This window comes from Allorhizobium borbori (assembly GCF_014196535.1).
Classification (GTDB): domain Bacteria; phylum Pseudomonadota; class Alphaproteobacteria; order Rhizobiales; family Rhizobiaceae; genus Ectorhizobium; species Ectorhizobium borbori.
Genome location: NZ_JACIDU010000017.1, coordinates 16,438 through 30,822 on the forward strand (window position 1 = coordinate 16,438; position 14,385 = coordinate 30,822).

Consider the following 14,385-nt stretch of genomic DNA (forward strand, 5'->3'; position numbering starts at 1 on the left):
CGGCACGCCACAGGCCGCCGACTGCCCTCCATGGTTCGCCTAATTCCGGGGCCTTGAGCGCCTCGGATTCCAACAGAACCAAGGAGGATTCCATGTGCGCAGAGCGCCGCCGCGCCCGGAGAGGGCGACCGCGACAGTCGATCCCCGAACCACTTCCCGACGATCTTTTCGACTACGCCGACGATCCTACGCCCGACGGCCGGACGCGAGCCGGCAACATGCCACTTCTCGGCCCGGATGGGCAGAGGATGCGTGTCACCGACGACTGGCCCGAAGACATTCCCGTCACCGAAGCCGAGATTGACGTGTTCGAGCGTTGGTTCGGCGATGTGTTCGACGAACTCTTGAACCCGAGAAAGCCGAATGACAGCTTGCAATACCTATCACAAACTGATAGGAAAAAGACGTGAGCGTGGATCGTGATCCAAGCCTCGACACGCTTCTGGACCTCGACGGACAGATGCTCTTTGTCGATCCCGAGGGCGGCCATTGGGTGAAGTTCGTCGTCACCCGCGTTCCGGCCTCGCCGGAAAAGCCGCACGGCCTCGATTATTCGCTCACGCTTCACGAGCCTTCGGGCGAACGGCTGGTCGGCTTCGACAATGCCCATCCGGTCGGCCGAGGCAGGCGCGGCGCGCCGATGGACCATCGGCACCGCTTTCAGACCGTGAAGCCTTACGCCTACGAGGATGCGGCCACGCTGCTGGCCGACTTCTGGCAGGCCGTGGACGCGGTATTGAAGGAACGAGGTGCCCTATGACCACATTGAAAGTCGGGATTGCCGACTATGAAGAAATGAAGGCCCGCACCATGCGGATCGCGCGCGGCGAGGAAAAACCTGTGCCCAGCGATCCGAAGGTGTGGTTCACCTCGACCGAATCCTTTGCCAAGGTGCTGTCGGCCGGCAACCGCGAACTGCTGCGCATCATCGCCGAGAAAGCCCCGGCATCGCTGGAGGAACTGGCGGAAATCACCGGCCGGGCCGGCTCCAATCTGTCACGCACCCTGAAAACCATGGAGAACTACGGTCTTGTGCGACTCGAACCGGGGCATGGGCGTAAGCTCGCGCCCAAGGTGGTGCATGACCGCGTGGAGCTGGCGTTGCCCCTGATCGACCACCCCAAGATGAAGAAAGCTATGGGAGGCCGACCATGAACATTCACAGCCCAACCACTACCGCCCGCGCCGCGCTCTACCTGCGCGTTTCGACTGCCCGGCAGGCGGAGCATGATATTTCCATTCCCGACCAGAAGCGGCAGGGCGAAGCCTATTGCGAGCAGCGCGGCTATCAGCTCGTTGAGACTTATGTGGAACCGGGCGCAACCGCCACCAACGACAAGCGCCCCGAATTCCAGCGCATGATCGAGGCGGGCACGTCGAAGCCCGCGCCCTTCGACATTGTCGTGGTGCATAGCTTCTCGCGCTTCTTCCGCGATCACTTCGAGATGGAGTTCTACGTTCGCAAGCTGGCGAAGAACGGCGTCAAGCTCGTGTCCATCACGCAGGAAATGGGCGACGATCCCATGCACCAGATGATGCGGCAGATCATGGCGCTGTTCGACGAATACCAGTCCAAGGAGAACGCCAAGCACGTCCTGCGCGCCATGAACGAGAATGCCCGGCAGGGTTTCTGGAACGGCGCACGGCCGCCCATCGGCTATCGCATCGTCGCGGCCGAGCAGCGCGGATCGAAGATCAAGAAGAAGCTGGAGATCGACCCGCTGCACGCCGACACCGTGCGGCTGATCTATCGCCTGTTCCTCGAAGGAGACGGCACGTCCGGCGCGATGGGCGTCAAGGCCATCGCCACCTATCTCAACGAGCGCCGCTTCTTCACCCGCGACGGAGGGCGTTGGGGATTGGCGCAAATCCACGCCATCCTGACCCGCACCACCTATATCGGCGAGCACAGGTTCAACACCCGCTCGCACAAGGATCGGGAGAAGAAGCCGGAGAGCGAGGTCGCCATCATGGCGGTGCCGCCCCTAATCGAGCGCGAGACGTTCGACGCGGTGCAAGCCCGCCTCAAGTCCCGCAATCCCATGGTGACGCCTGCACGTGTCTCCAGCGGCCCGACGCTCCTGACCGGCATTTGCTTCTGCGCCAAGTGCGGGGGAGCGATGACGCTTCGCACCGGCCAAGGCAGCACGGGCGCGACATACCGCTACTATACCTGCTCGACCAAGGCCCGGCAGGGCAAGACCGGCTGCAAGGGTCGCACGATCCCCATGGACAAGCTGGACCATACGGTCGCCGATTATATCGGGGACCGCCTGCTCCTGCCCAAGCGGTTGGAAACCGTCCTTGCCAGCGTCATCGACCGCCGACAGGAACGCACCGAGCGCCGCCGCGAGCATCTTGCCGAGCTTCAAAGGCGAATCACGGAAGCCGACCAGCGGCTCGGCCGTCTCTTTGACGCCATCGAAGCCGGCATGGTGGACAAGGACGACGCCATGGCAAAGGAACGCATGGTGAGCCTCAAGGCATTGCGGGATCAAGCCGCCGCCGACGCGGAGCGCACGCAGCTCGCGCTCGATAGTTCAGGCAATCAGGGCGTCACCCCCGATATGCTCAAGGGGTTTGCCCGCAAAGCCCGTGAACGGATCAGGCTCAACGATGGCGGCTACCGCCGCGACCATCTACGCGCGCTGGCGCAGCGTGTCGAGGTTGCCGACGACGAGGTTCGCATCATGGGATCGAAGTCGGAACTGCTGCGAACGCTGGTCGCCGCTTCAAGCGTAGAAACGGCGGCGTTCGGCGTTCATAGTTCTGTTCTGAAATGGCGCACCCGACAGGATTCGAACCTGTGACCTTTGGAATCGGAATCCAACACTCTATCCAGCTGAGCTACGGGTGCGCTCGAGGCGAAACGGATTCGCCGGTAGCCGGTTCATAGCCCAGCTTTGCTGTCGCATCAACGGTTAAAACACAGAATTCGTTGATGCCTGTTCGTTTGTCAGGGCTGGCGTTCGCGTAGTGCGGTGTCGATGAGCTGGTTGGCGATGGTCATGCGGACGGTGGCGTTGCTACGGAAGGCGGCGGCGACGCAATCGGGATGGTTTTGCCGGGCGAAGAGGCGGCGCTTTTCGTTCAGTTCGGCGGTGGTCGTGTTGCTATCGATGCCGAGTTCGGCGGCAATCGCTGCCGGTTCCAGGACGATGAGGTGGGCCGGCATTTCGGGGCCGGCCGCCGGTTCGTCCTCGGTAAAGGTCAGGGTCGGGCGAGGTTCGGGCCGATCGGCGAGAATGTCGGCATAGGCGCCGGCGGAACGATACATGCGGGTCTGTTCGGTCTCGGCGGTCTGCGCCGCGAAGGACATGTTCAGCCCGAAAACGCGGTGGGAGGAGGGTGCTTCGTCAGTCTCGGCGGAGGCGGCTTTATCCGCTTCCTCGCGCAGGCGTTCGACGACGGAGTGAAAAACAGAACGCCCAAAAAGCATGAACCCTCCCGCTCGCTGAGAACGGAAGGGAATCAGCCGAAGCTTGCGCGAGACTTGCGTCGGCGCGTCAGGACTGGCTCTGGCTCTGTTCCTGCTCCACAGTCAGATACACGGTGAGTGTTTCGCCAGCCGCGCCAATCCGCAAGCCGGAGACTGGTACGCAATCGCGATAGCACATGCCCGTTGCCACGCGGACGTAGCGCTCGTCCGGGCAGATCTTGTTGGCGGGATCGAAGCCGACCCAGCCGAGACCGGGAATGTGTGCTTCCGCCCAGGCATGGGTCGCAACCTGCTCCGGCTGGTCGTCCATCCATAGATAGCCGGACACGTAGCGCGCGGGAATGCCGAGGGTGCGGGCGGCGGCAATGAAGAGATGGGCGTGATCCTGACAAACGCCCTTCTTCGCTTCCAGCGCCTGCTCGGCGGTGGTTTCGCTGTCGGTCGAACCGGGCGTGTAGGTCACGGTCTCGTGGATCGTTTCCATCAAAGCGTGCATCCTGGCCAGTTCGCCGTCGCCGGTAACACCGCGCGCCAGTTCACGCACCAGCTTTCCGGCTTTGGTGCGCGGGGTTTCACGCAGGTAAAGCCATAGCGGCACGAAGCCCTGATGCGGGCCGATGACGCCGTTCACGTCCCGGGTCTCGACCGTGCCGGTGGCGGTGATCTTCACCGTATGGCGCTCGCCATCGACGGAGACCAGTTCGTTGAGATTGCCGAACTGATCGTGGAAGGAGACTTCAATCGTCGCGCCTTCTACCGACACGCTCCAGTCGAGCACATTCTGACTGCGGTCGGAAAGCGGCGTCAGCCGCAGGCGCTGCAGCGTGTAGGGAACCGGCTGGTCGTACACGTATTCCGTCTTGTGCGTGATCTTCAGTCGCATGAATGTAACCCTGGTTGGCAATCAGGGCGCCCCGCGCGTTTCCTGAAACGGTGAGGCACCCTGTTCGTGTCCGGCTGGGCGCAAGGCCCCGGCCTTAACTGTAGAAGCGGTAGCCGTCCGTGATTTCCTGTCCGAGCTGACCGTTGTGACCAACGAAATCCTCAAGGAATTCGTGCAGGCCCTGTTCCATCACGGCATTGATCGTCAGGCTCTGCAGCTTACTGTTGATCGCATCCGCCGTTTCGTGGGCCGCATGGCGTTCGCCATATTCCCGGGCGAGATAGCCGAGATTGCTGACGATTTTCTCGTAGCAGTAGATCAGCGAGCGCGGCATCTGGCCGTTCAGGATCAGGAAATGGGCGATGTCGGCGGGCTTGTATTCGCCGTCATAGACCCAGCGATAGGAGCGATGGGCCGAAACGGAACGCAGGATCGATTCCCACTGGGCGTTGTCGAGCGAGGAGCCGACATGGGAAGCACCCGGCAGAAGGACGTAATATTTCACGTCCAGAATGCGGCTCGTATTGTCGGCGCGTTCTATGAACGTGCCGATGCGCGAGAAGTTGTAAAGCTCGTTGCGCAGCATGGAGCCGTGAAAGGCACCACGCACGAGGCCCGCGCGCCGCTTGATGACGTCGATCACTTCCGGCAGGTCCTGCGGCTTTACGCGCCGCGCCAGAAGCTGCTTCAGCTCGATCCAGTATTCGTTGGTCGCTTCCCAGGTTTCCCGGGTCAGCGCGGTGCGCACCATGCGGGCGTTGTTTCGGCCCTGCTCGATGCAGGACATGACGCTCGACGGATTGGCCTTGTCGCGCAGCATGAAGTCGATGGCGTCGGCGGACGTAACGGTCCGGTCTTCGCCGAAAATTTCACGCACGCCGGCACTTTGCAGCACGCCATCCCAATCGGAATCGGCGGCCTGCGAACGGGTCAGCGACATGCGCACGCCCGCATCGACCAGACGCGCAATATTTTCGGCGCGCTCGATGTAACGGAACATCCAGTAGAGTCCGTTGGCGGTTCTTCCCAGCATGTATCAGTCCTCCAGAACCCAGGTGTCCTTGGTGCCGCCGCCCTGGCTGGAATTCACTACCAGGGAGCCCTTCTTCAAGGCGACGCGCGTAAGCCCGCCGGGTATGATTCTCACCTTGTCGGAGACGAGAACGTAAGGACGAAGATCGACGTGACGGGGCGCGATGCCCTTGTCGACGAAAATCGGGACTGTGGAGAGCGAGAGTGTCGGCTGGGCAATGTAGTTGCCCGGCTTGGCGCGCAGCTTTTCGGCGAAGGCCTCGCGCTCCTTCTTCGAGGCCGTCGGGCCGACGAGCATGCCGTAGCCGCCCGAACCATGCACTTCCTTGATGACGAGATCGGCAATGTTGTCGAGCACGTATTTCAGGCTGTCCGGCTCGGAACAACGCCAGGTCGGCACGTTCTGGAGCAGTGGCTTCGAGCCGGTATAGAACTCGACGATCTCCGGCATGTAGGAATAGATCGCCTTGTCGTCGGAAATGCCGGTGCCCGGTGCATTGGCAATGGTGATGTTGCCGGAACGGTAGACATCCATGATGCCGGGAACGCCGAGACAGCTATCCGGACGGAAGGTCAGCGGATCGAGGAAATCGTCGTCCACGCGGCGGTAAAGCACGTCGATCGCCTCATAACCGCGGGTCGTGCGCATCTTCACCTTGCCGTCGATGACGCGCAGGTCCGAGCCCTCCACCAGTTCCACGCCCATCATGTCGGCGAGGAAGGAATGTTCGTAATAGGCGGAGTTGTAGATGCCGGGGGTCAGGACGGCCACGCGCGGCTTGCCCTTGCATCCCGGAGGGGCGAGTGAGGCCAGCGACTGGCGCAGCAGGAACGGATAGTCCTCCACGCGCTGGACCTTGTTCGCCTGAAACAGTTCGGGGAACATCTGCATCATCGTCTCGCGGTTCTCCAGCATGTAGGAGACGCCGGAGGGCGTGCGGGCATTGTCTTCCAGAACGTAGAACTGGTCCTCGCCGGTGCGTACGATATCCGTGCCGACGATGTGGGTATAGACGCCGCCCGGCGGCGAAAACCCAATCATCTCCGGCAGAAAGGCGTCGTTTTTCTCGATCAGTTCGCGCGGGATGCGGCCGGCGCGGATGATTTCCTGCTTGTGGTAGATGTCATCGAGGAAGGCGTTGAGCGCGATGACGCGCTGTTCGATGCCCTGGGCCAGCTTCCGCCATTCACGGCCGGAAATGATGCGGGGAACGATGTCGAAGGGAATGAGCTTTTCGGAGGAATCGGCGTGGCCGTAAACGGCAAAGGTGATCCCGGTTCGTCTGAAGATGTTCTCGGCATCCCGGGTCTTGGCTTTGAGGTGTGCCGGGTCCTGACTGGAATACCACTCGTGGTAGGACTGGTAGGGTTCGCGCGGAACATTGTCCGCATTCATCATTTCGTCAAATGCCAAAGGTGCGGTCCCCGATTTTTTGACCATTTGAATACAACGTTCTTGGCAATGCAAGAACCATGCTCAGTTCGGGGCAATAATTTTGGGAGGGCTCATTTTCTTGATTTTACAGATGTTTGGCACTCTCTGAGGTATTGGCCTGCACTGAATTTGATCACGAACGCTGTGCGCTTCGCGCATGCGTACAAGTTGTGGCCGGTTTTTTGATTCGAAAATAAGCGAATGCACGTTTTGTGTGCATCCATCAGGGCGGCGCTTTTACGCCGCCCTGAAGTCGATCCGTTCAGCCTGTCTCAGGCCTGGTTCTGGCGCTGGGGACGTCCGCCACCGAAGCCGCGCTTGCGGCCTTCGTTGCCGCGTTCGCCCTGCCCACCGGCATTGTCGCGACCATGGCCGAATTTCGGACGGTTGTTGCGGTTCCGGGGCGGGCGGTTGCCGTGCTCCGAACGACCGCCGGCAGCTTCGGCGCCGTCGCCGGACGGCTTGCCGTCGTGGCCGCGTGCGGGCCGGGGCGGGCGCGGACCGCGGGCCTGATCGGAGCGGCCGCGACCGCCATTGTTGTTGCCGCGGGCTGGCCGTGCAGGGGCAACGCCGGCATGCGGTTCGCCGCTTGCGACGGCAATCGAGATGCCCATCAGACGTTCGATGTCACGCAGCAACTTGGCTTCGTCCGGAGCGCAGAAAGCGATCGCGATGCCTTCGCGGCCGGCGCGGGCCGTGCGGCCGATACGGTGCACATAGGCATCCGGCACTTCCGGCAGGTCGTAGTTATAGACGTGGCTGACGCCGGGAATATCGATGCCGCGGGCGGCCACGTCGGTTGCCACGAGAACGGCGACTTCACCGTCGCGGAAGCCCTTGAGCGCGCGGTCGCGCTGGCCCTGGCTCTTGTTGCCGTGGATGGAGGCCACGGAATAGCCGACCTGCTCCAGATGCTTCGCCAGCTTTTCAGCGCCGTGCTTGGTGCGTAGGAAGACGATGGCGCGGCCATCCGGATTGGCGGTGAGCTGCTCCTTGAGGATCGCCGTCTTGTCGTTCTTGCCGCCCACGAAGTGAACATACTGCTCGATCTTGTCGGCTGCCTTGCCGGGCGGGGTCACTTCGACCTTTTCCGGATTCGTCAGGTAGTCCTTGGCGAGATCGGAGATGGCCTTGGGCATGGTGGCCGAGAACAGCAGCGTCTGGCGCTTGGCCGGAATGAGCTTCGCGATCTTCTTGAGGTCGTGGATGAAGCCGAGGTCAAGCATCTGGTCGGCTTCATCAAGCACGAGATGGGTAACGGCGGCCAGCGTGACGGCACGACGGCTGATCAGGTCGAGCAGGCGGCCCGGCGTGGCGACGAGAATATCGGTGCCACGCAGAAGGTTCTGCTGCTGGCGGTTGATGGACACGCCTCCGACGACCATGTTGATGCGCAGCGGGGTCTTGCGCATGAAGTTCTTCAGGTTGGTGGCGATCTGGTTCACCAGCTCGCGAGTCGGAGCAAGAATAAGGGCGCGAACGCCATGCGGACCGACGGTCTTGCCGTCCTTGGAAAGCTGCTGGATGATCGGCAGGCCGAAAGCGGCGGTCTTGCCGGTGCCGGTCTGGGCGAGGCCGATCAGGTCGCGTCCGGCCAGAACCAGCGGAATGGCCTGGGCCTGGATCGGGGTCGGCTTTTCATAGCCGGCCTGCGTCAGGGTGGCCAGAATCTGCTGGTCGAGGCCGAGTTCATTGAAATTCGTCAAGTCAATTGCCTTTCGGGGCGTCGAAAAACGGCCGGCCGGATTATTCCGGTCGAGCTTCGTTCGACGTCAAGAACCCCGCGTGAAATGGGAACTTGTGGGTTGGAGATGCTTTCAGGCGCATGAGCGCCGCTTGCGCGGCGGTTATGTGTCGCGCCTTCGTCCTTCTTCTGCGATATCCTTGATGCAGGGCACGCTCACGCGGCGGCCGGAAGGTGGAAAGCTGAGGTTCAGATGCGGTTTCCGCGGCGATAAGTCAAGGTTTCTTTTCGTTTTTAGCGGATATGACGCCTATATAAGTAAACGATCGCACCCGATGGCGTTGATTGCCCTGCGATATGTTGACATAAAGATATCTTTATGTGATCTGGGTGCCGACACCACGAGAAACAGGAGCATGCCCGTGTTTGACGATCTCTTCGGCAAGGAAGCCGCAAAACGCGATGGCAAGGAAATCTTTGCAGCCCTCGAGCAGGCGGCGCGCGAACGTATCCTCATTCTCGATGGCGCCATGGGCACGCAGATCCAGAGCCTCAAGCTGGACGAGGACCAGTTCCGCGGGGATCGCTTCATCGGCTGCGCCTGCCATCAAAAGGGCAATAACGACCTCCTTATCCTCACACAGCCGCAGGCTATCGAAGACATTCATTACCGCTACGCAATGGCCGGTGCGGATATCGTCGAAACCAATACGTTTTCCTCGACCCGTATCGCGCAGGCGGATTACGAGATGGAGAACGCGGTCTACGAACTGAACCGCGATGGCGCGCGTCTTGCCCGTCGCGCCATGCTGCGTGCCGAAAAGCAGGATGGCAAGCGCCGGTTCGTGGCCGGCGCGATCGGCCCGACCAACCGAACCGCCTCCATGTCTCCGGATGTGAACAATCCCGGTTTCCGCGCCGTCTCCTTCGATGAGCTGACCACGGCCTATGCCGAGCAGATCGACGGCCTGATCGACGGTGGCTCCGACATCATCCTGATCGAAACGATCTTCGATACGCTGAACGCCAAGGCGGCGATCTTCGCCTGCGAGGAGCGTTTCATTGCCAAGGGCATTCGCCTGCCGGTCATGATTTCCGGCACGATCACCGATCTTTCCGGCCGCACGCTGTCCGGCCAGACGCCCTCGGCCTTCTGGTATTCGGTGCGCCATGCGCGGCCCTTCGCAGTCGGTCTGAACTGTGCGCTGGGTGCCGAGGCCATGCGCCCGCACATTCAGGAGCTTTCCGGCGTCGCCGATACGCTGATTTCAGCCTACCCGAATGCCGGCCTGCCGAACGAGTTCGGACAGTATGACGAAACGCCGGAAATGATGGCGAAGCAGGTTTCCGGCTTCGCACAGGATGGCCTCGTCAATATCGTCGGCGGTTGCTGCGGCTCCACGCCCGAGCATATCGCTGCGATTGCCGACAGCATGAAGGGGCTGGCGCCGCGCCAGGTGCCGGAACACAAGCCGTTTCTGTCGCTGTCCGGCCTCGAACCCTTCGTGCTGACTTCCGACATTCCCTTTGTGAACGTCGGCGAACGCACCAACGTCACCGGCTCCGCCAAGTTCCGCAAGTTGATCACGGCGGGCGACTATGCAGCCGCGCTCGACGTGGCGCGTGAGCAGGTGGAAAGCGGTGCGCAGGTCATCGACGTCAATATGGACGAAGGCCTGATCGATTCCGAAAAGGCGATGGTCGAATTCCTGAACCTGATCGCTTCCGAACCGGATATCGCCCGCGTACCGCTGATGATCGACTCGTCGAAGTTTTCGGTCATCGAAGCGGGCCTGAAATGCGTTCAGGGCAAGCCGATCGTCAACTCGATCTCGCTGAAGGAAGGGGAGGAGTCCTTCCTTCACCATGCGCGGCTGGTGCGCGCCTATGGTGCTGCCGTGGTCGTCATGGCCTTCGATGAGACGGGGCAGGCCGACACCTATGAGCGCAAGGTGGAAATCTGCACCCGCGCCTATCGCATCCTCACCGAGGAAGTCGGTTTCCCGCCGGAAGACATCGTGTTCGATCCGAACATCTTTGCCGTGGCGACCGGCATCGAGGAGCACAACAATTACGGCGTCGACTTTATCGAGGCGACGAAGACGATCCGCCAGACGCTGCCGCATGCCCATATTTCGGGCGGCGTCTCGAATCTCTCCTTCTCCTTCCGCGGTAATGAAACCGTGCGACAGGCCATGCATGCCGTGTTCCTCTACCATGCCATTCAGGCGGGGATGGACATGGGCATCGTCAATGCCGGCCAGCTCATCGTCTACGAGACGATTGACAAGGAATTGCGCGACGCCTGTGAGGATGTGGTTTTGAACCGCCGTCCCGACGCCACCGAGCGCATGCTGGATGTGGCCGAAAAATACCGTGGTGCGGGCGCTCAGGAAGCCAAGAAGCAGGATCTGAGCTGGCGGGAATGGTCGGTCGAAAAGCGGCTGGAACATGCGCTGGTCAACGGCATTACGGAATATATCGAGGCCGATACGGAGGAGGCGCGTCTTGCCGCCGCCCGGCCTTTGCACGTTATCGAAGGTCCGCTGATGGCCGGCATGAATGTCGTTGGTGACCTCTTCGGCGCGGGCAAGATGTTCCTGCCGCAGGTGGTGAAATCGGCGCGCGTGATGAAGCAGGCCGTGGCCGTTCTTCTGCCCTACATGGAAGAAGAAAAGCGTCTGGCCGGCGGCGAGGGCCGCCAGTCAGCGGGCAAGGTCATCATGGCAACCGTCAAGGGCGACGTGCACGATATCGGCAAGAACATCGTCGGCGTCGTTCTGGCCTGCAACAATTACGATATTGTCGATCTGGGCGTCATGGTGCCGACGGCGACCATTCTTGAAGCGGCGGTGCGCGAGAAGGCGGATATCATCGGCCTTTCCGGCCTCATCACGCCTTCGCTGGACGAGATGGTGCATGTCGCCGCCGAGATGGAGCGTCAGGGCTTCGATATTCCTCTGCTGATTGGCGGGGCGACGACGAGCCGCGTGCATACTGCGGTCAAGATCCATCCGGGTTATAATCGCGGTCAGGCGATCTATGTCACCGACGCGTCGCGGGCGGTGGGCGTTGTCTCAAACCTCCTGTCGCCGGATACGCGCAACACCTATGTCGCAGATATTCGCGCCGAATACGCGAAGGTTGCCGCAGCCCATGCACGGGCGGAATCCGAGAAGAAGCGCCTTCCGATTGCCCGCGCCCGCGAGAATGCGGAGAAGGTCGATTGGACCTCGTACAAGCCAACGCGGCCGCAATTCTTCGGTACCCGCGTGTTCGAGGATTACGATCTGGCTGAGCTTGCGGAATACATCGACTGGACGCCTTTCTTCCAGACCTGGGAGCTGAAAGGCCGCTATCCCGCTATTCTGGAAGATGAAAAACAGGGCGAGGCGGCGCGTAACCTCTGGCGTGATGCCCAGGCCATGCTGAAGAAGGTGATCGAGGAAAAGTGGTTCCGGCCGCGTGCCGTGATCGGCTTCTGGCCGGCCAATGCCGTGGGCGACGACATCCACGTCTATACCGACGACAGCCGCTCGCGTGATCTCGCAACCTTCTACACGCTGCGCCAGCAGCTTTCGAAACGTGACGGCCGGCCCAATGTGGCGCTGTCGGATTTCGTCGCACCAAAGGAAACGGGCGTCGCTGATTATGTCGGCGGTTTCGTCGTGACGGCGGGTATCGAGGAAGTGGCAATTGCCGAGCGCTTCGAGCGGGCGAACGACGACTATTCGGCGATCCTCGTCAAGGCGCTGGCCGATCGCTTTGCGGAAGCTTTTGCCGAGCGCATGCATGAGCGGGTGCGCAAGGAGTTCTGGGGCTATGCGCCGGATGAAGCCTATTCCGGCGACGATCTGATTTCGGAAGCCTATGCGGGCATTCGCCCCGCGCCGGGCTATCCCGCCCAGCCTGATCACACGGAAAAGGCGACGCTGTTCGAGATTCTCGATGCCGAAAAGACGACCGGTGTGACGCTGACAGAGAGCTATGCGATGTGGCCGGGTTCTTCCGTTTCGGGCCTCTATATCGGCCATCCCGCGAGCTATTATTTCGGTGTGGCCAAGGTCGAGCGCGATCAGGTGGAAGATTATGCGGCGCGCAAGGGCATGCCCATTACGGAAGTCGAGCGCTGGCTCGGTCCGGTTCTGAACTATGTGCCGGGCGCTGTGGCCGATACGGAGGCGGCCGCCTGAGCGCGGTCGCCAGCTCATATTCTGATTCAATGCGTTGGCGGGGTGATTCAGGTTGCCCCGCCAAGTATTTGAAAAGCAGCATTATTCCGAAAACGTGTCGCGCATGGCGCGAATGATGAGCAGTGCTGAGGCGCCGCCGGCATCGTAGCCTGTGAAATCCGGCTTGTTGTCGCTGCCGGCCTTGCGGCCGGCTTCGGCCATCGTGCGGTTGTTGTTTGCGGCGGCAAGCGCCGTGTCCAGCGCCTCCGGCAAGGTCAGCCCCTGCTTGAGTGAGTCGAGATAGGCGCCGATCGCCAGTTCCCAGACATCGGCCACGTTGCGCCTTTCAACGCCAGGTTTTCCCTTGTCGCGGAAGCTGCTGCCGATGGCCGAAAGCGCCTTGCCGAACTCTTCGGGGGAGATTGTCTTGCGGCGCATCAAGACGCTGCCGGCGCGGCGAAAGCCGCTGGCATAAAGGGCAGCGGCGCGCGAATCGACCTTGAGAAACGTTTCCGCGGTCATGTCGAACAGTTCCGCCGGCGTTGTCGCGGCAGGTTCCAGCGCCGAGAAGGCATCTTCAAGGGCCGTGAAGACGTAGGTCATGGTCATGCCATGATCACCGTCGCCGCCTTCGCTGTCGAGTTGACAGAGGCGCTCCCGGTTTTCGGTCATCGCGACGGCGATCTCCGAAAACATCTCGATAAGGTCGAGGCTTCTGATCATTCTAGTTCCAACTCTATCTTGCTGCGTGTGCGCTGCATCATTTTCCTGACTAATGTTTTCCAAGCGGCTTCCAATTGCAAGACGTTCTGCGGGCAGATCGTCGACCTGACTGCAAGTTTTTCGCGAGTGAAAGGATATCGACCTTTTGCCGTTTATTAACCACGACGGGACAAAGTCATATCCGATGGCGCAATTCAGTGCGCGAGCCCAAAGCGATGACCGCCTTCATGTTTCGACAAGGACATTTGTCATGCCAGTGATTTCCTTTGCCAATGCCAAGGGCGGTGCCGGAAAGACGACCGCAGCCCTTCTTCTTGCCTGTGAACTGGTGCGCATGGGCCGGCGCGTGACACTGATCGACGCGGATCCGCAGCGCTGGATTTCCCAATGGGTCGAGGCAAGCGGCGGCATGAGCGGCCTGACCGTCATTTCGGAAATCACCGTGGCGGCCCTACACTGTCACATTCGCGAATCGGCAGATCGCACCGACTATTTCATCATCGATCTGGCCGGCGCGCGCGATGCGCTGACGACAGCGGCAATCAGCCTGTCCGACCATGTGTTCATCCCGATCCAGGGATCGGCGATGGATGCCCGCGGCGGCGCGCAGATCCTCGATCTCATTGCTTTCCTCAAGGAAAAGGCCGGTCTTGAAATCCCGCATTCGGTCGTGCTCACCCGCGTTGCCTCTGTGCTGACGACGCGGGCCATGCTCGCGATCAAGGGCATGCTGGCCCAGCGCGGTGTCAACGTGCTCAACACGGCCATTACCGAACGTGCCGCCTACAAGGAAATCTTCGACGCCGGCGAAACGCTCTACTCGCTCGATCCGGCCCGCGTCTCCAATCTCGACAAGGCCCAGGAAAATGCCCAGGCCTTTGCGATGGAAGTGGAACGCATGATGCCTGCGCGCGTCATTGCCTCGCCCCGCCGCAAGAACGTCTTCCGCCTCGTCTGGGCCGCCTGAGGCGCGACCTTTCCCGATCGCATATGAAAAAAGCCGCCGGGTCGCCCCGG

Annotated in this window: 12 protein-coding genes and 1 tRNA gene; 6 read left to right on the plus strand and 7 right to left on the minus strand. The window is 61.3% G+C overall.

All coding sequences use genetic code 11. From position 1 onward, the window contains the following. The first annotated feature begins 92 nt into the window (after positions 1-92). The 4 genes from GGQ66_RS18105 to GGQ66_RS18120 are packed head-to-tail and all read left to right on the plus strand — an operon-like array spanning position 93 to position 2,810. Positions 93-410 carry a hypothetical protein gene (locus GGQ66_RS18105; protein WP_029074251.1) on the plus strand — a complete coding sequence of 106 codons (318 nt, stop codon included), beginning with the start codon at positions 93-95 and terminating at the stop codon, positions 408-410. Then, positions 407-760 (plus strand): toxin-antitoxin system TumE family protein, encoded by a 354-nt coding sequence (locus GGQ66_RS18110; RefSeq protein WP_029074250.1) that lies wholly within the window; start codon positions 407-409, stop codon positions 758-760. Before GGQ66_RS18105 ends, GGQ66_RS18110 begins: the two co-directional genes overlap by 4 nt. Next, positions 757-1,155 carry an HVO_A0114 family putative DNA-binding protein gene (locus tag GGQ66_RS18115; protein WP_183794222.1) on the plus strand — a complete coding sequence of 133 codons (399 nt, stop codon included), beginning with the start codon at positions 757-759 and terminating at the stop codon, positions 1,153-1,155. Before GGQ66_RS18110 ends, GGQ66_RS18115 begins: the two co-directional genes overlap by 4 nt. Continuing rightward, positions 1,152-2,810: a recombinase family protein gene (locus tag GGQ66_RS18120; protein ID WP_090612816.1), complete on the plus strand. Its 1,659-nt coding sequence runs from the start codon at positions 1,152-1,154 to the stop codon at positions 2,808-2,810. Before GGQ66_RS18115 ends, GGQ66_RS18120 begins: the two co-directional genes overlap by 4 nt. On the opposite strand, the gene GGQ66_RS18125 is transcribed toward GGQ66_RS18120, so the two are convergent. The 6 genes from GGQ66_RS18125 to GGQ66_RS18150 all read right to left on the minus strand — a co-directional run bounded on the left by GGQ66_RS18125 (position 2,781) and on the right by GGQ66_RS18150 (position 8,495). After that, positions 2,781-2,857 (minus strand) — tRNA-Arg (locus GGQ66_RS18125). The two genes, GGQ66_RS18120 and GGQ66_RS18125, sit on opposite strands and share 30 nt — an antisense overlap. Positions 2,858-2,956: 99 nt before the next feature. After that, positions 2,957-3,439 carry a hypothetical protein gene (locus GGQ66_RS18130; RefSeq protein ID WP_183794224.1) on the minus strand — a complete coding sequence of 161 codons (483 nt, stop codon included), beginning with the start codon at positions 3,437-3,439 and terminating at the stop codon, positions 2,957-2,959. 67 nt (positions 3,440-3,506) lie between these two features. Beyond that, positions 3,507-4,322, minus strand: a complete 816-nt coding sequence (locus GGQ66_RS18135) for a transglutaminase family protein (RefSeq protein ID WP_183794227.1) — start codon at positions 4,320-4,322, stop codon at positions 3,507-3,509. A gap of 94 nt (positions 4,323-4,416) precedes the next feature. Beyond that, positions 4,417-5,355: an alpha-E domain-containing protein gene (locus tag GGQ66_RS18140; protein ID WP_183794229.1), complete on the minus strand. Its 939-nt coding sequence runs from the start codon at positions 5,353-5,355 to the stop codon at positions 4,417-4,419. A gap of 3 nt (positions 5,356-5,358) precedes the next feature. Then, complete coding sequence (locus GGQ66_RS18145; RefSeq protein ID WP_183794231.1) at positions 5,359-6,768, minus strand: circularly permuted type 2 ATP-grasp protein; 1,410 nt, start codon at positions 6,766-6,768, stop codon at positions 5,359-5,361. A gap of 293 nt (positions 6,769-7,061) precedes the next feature. Beyond that, positions 7,062-8,495, minus strand: a complete 1,434-nt coding sequence (locus GGQ66_RS18150; RefSeq protein ID WP_183794233.1) for a DEAD/DEAH box helicase — start codon at positions 8,493-8,495, stop codon at positions 7,062-7,064. Between the two features lie 400 nt (positions 8,496-8,895). On the opposite strand from GGQ66_RS18150, the gene metH reads away from it, so the two are divergent. Continuing rightward, positions 8,896-12,666 (plus strand): methionine synthase, encoded by a 3,771-nt coding sequence (gene metH, locus GGQ66_RS18155; protein WP_183794235.1) that lies wholly within the window; start codon positions 8,896-8,898, stop codon positions 12,664-12,666. A gap of 81 nt (positions 12,667-12,747) precedes the next feature. Here metH and GGQ66_RS18160 read toward each other — a convergent pair whose 3' ends face one another. Further along, positions 12,748-13,368: a DAK2 domain-containing protein gene (locus tag GGQ66_RS18160; protein WP_183794237.1), complete on the minus strand. Its 621-nt coding sequence runs from the start codon at positions 13,366-13,368 to the stop codon at positions 12,748-12,750. A 250-nt stretch (positions 13,369-13,618) separates the two neighbouring features. On the opposite strand from GGQ66_RS18160, the gene GGQ66_RS18165 reads away from it, so the two are divergent. Further along, the gene (locus GGQ66_RS18165; protein WP_183794239.1) at positions 13,619-14,335 is read left to right on the plus strand and encodes an AAA family ATPase; all 717 of its coding nucleotides are present in this window, start codon (positions 13,619-13,621) and stop codon (positions 14,333-14,335) included. Positions 14,336-14,385 lie beyond the last annotated feature (50 nt).

Bases quoted from the DNA above. Each gene is read 5' to 3' on its own strand.
- GGQ66_RS18135 (WP_183794227.1), bottom strand. From the start codon at position 4,322: ATGCGACTGAAGATCACGCACAAGACGGAATACGTGTACGACCAGCCG.
- GGQ66_RS18105 (WP_029074251.1), top strand. From the start codon at position 93: ATGTGCGCAGAGCGCCGCCGCGCCCGGAGAGGGCGACCGCGACAGTCG.
- GGQ66_RS18165 (WP_183794239.1), top strand. From the start codon at position 13,619: ATGCCAGTGATTTCCTTTGCCAATGCCAAGGGCGGTGCCGGAAAGACG.
- GGQ66_RS18120 (WP_090612816.1), top strand. From the start codon at position 1,152: ATGAACATTCACAGCCCAACCACTACCGCCCGCGCCGCGCTCTACCTG.
- GGQ66_RS18140 (WP_183794229.1), bottom strand. From the start codon at position 5,355: ATGCTGGGAAGAACCGCCAACGGACTCTACTGGATGTTCCGTTACATC.
- GGQ66_RS18130 (WP_183794224.1), bottom strand. From the start codon at position 3,439: ATGCTTTTTGGGCGTTCTGTTTTTCACTCCGTCGTCGAACGCCTGCGC.
- GGQ66_RS18115 (WP_183794222.1), top strand. From the start codon at position 757: ATGACCACATTGAAAGTCGGGATTGCCGACTATGAAGAAATGAAGGCC.
- GGQ66_RS18160 (WP_183794237.1), bottom strand. From the start codon at position 13,368: ATGATCAGAAGCCTCGACCTTATCGAGATGTTTTCGGAGATCGCCGTC.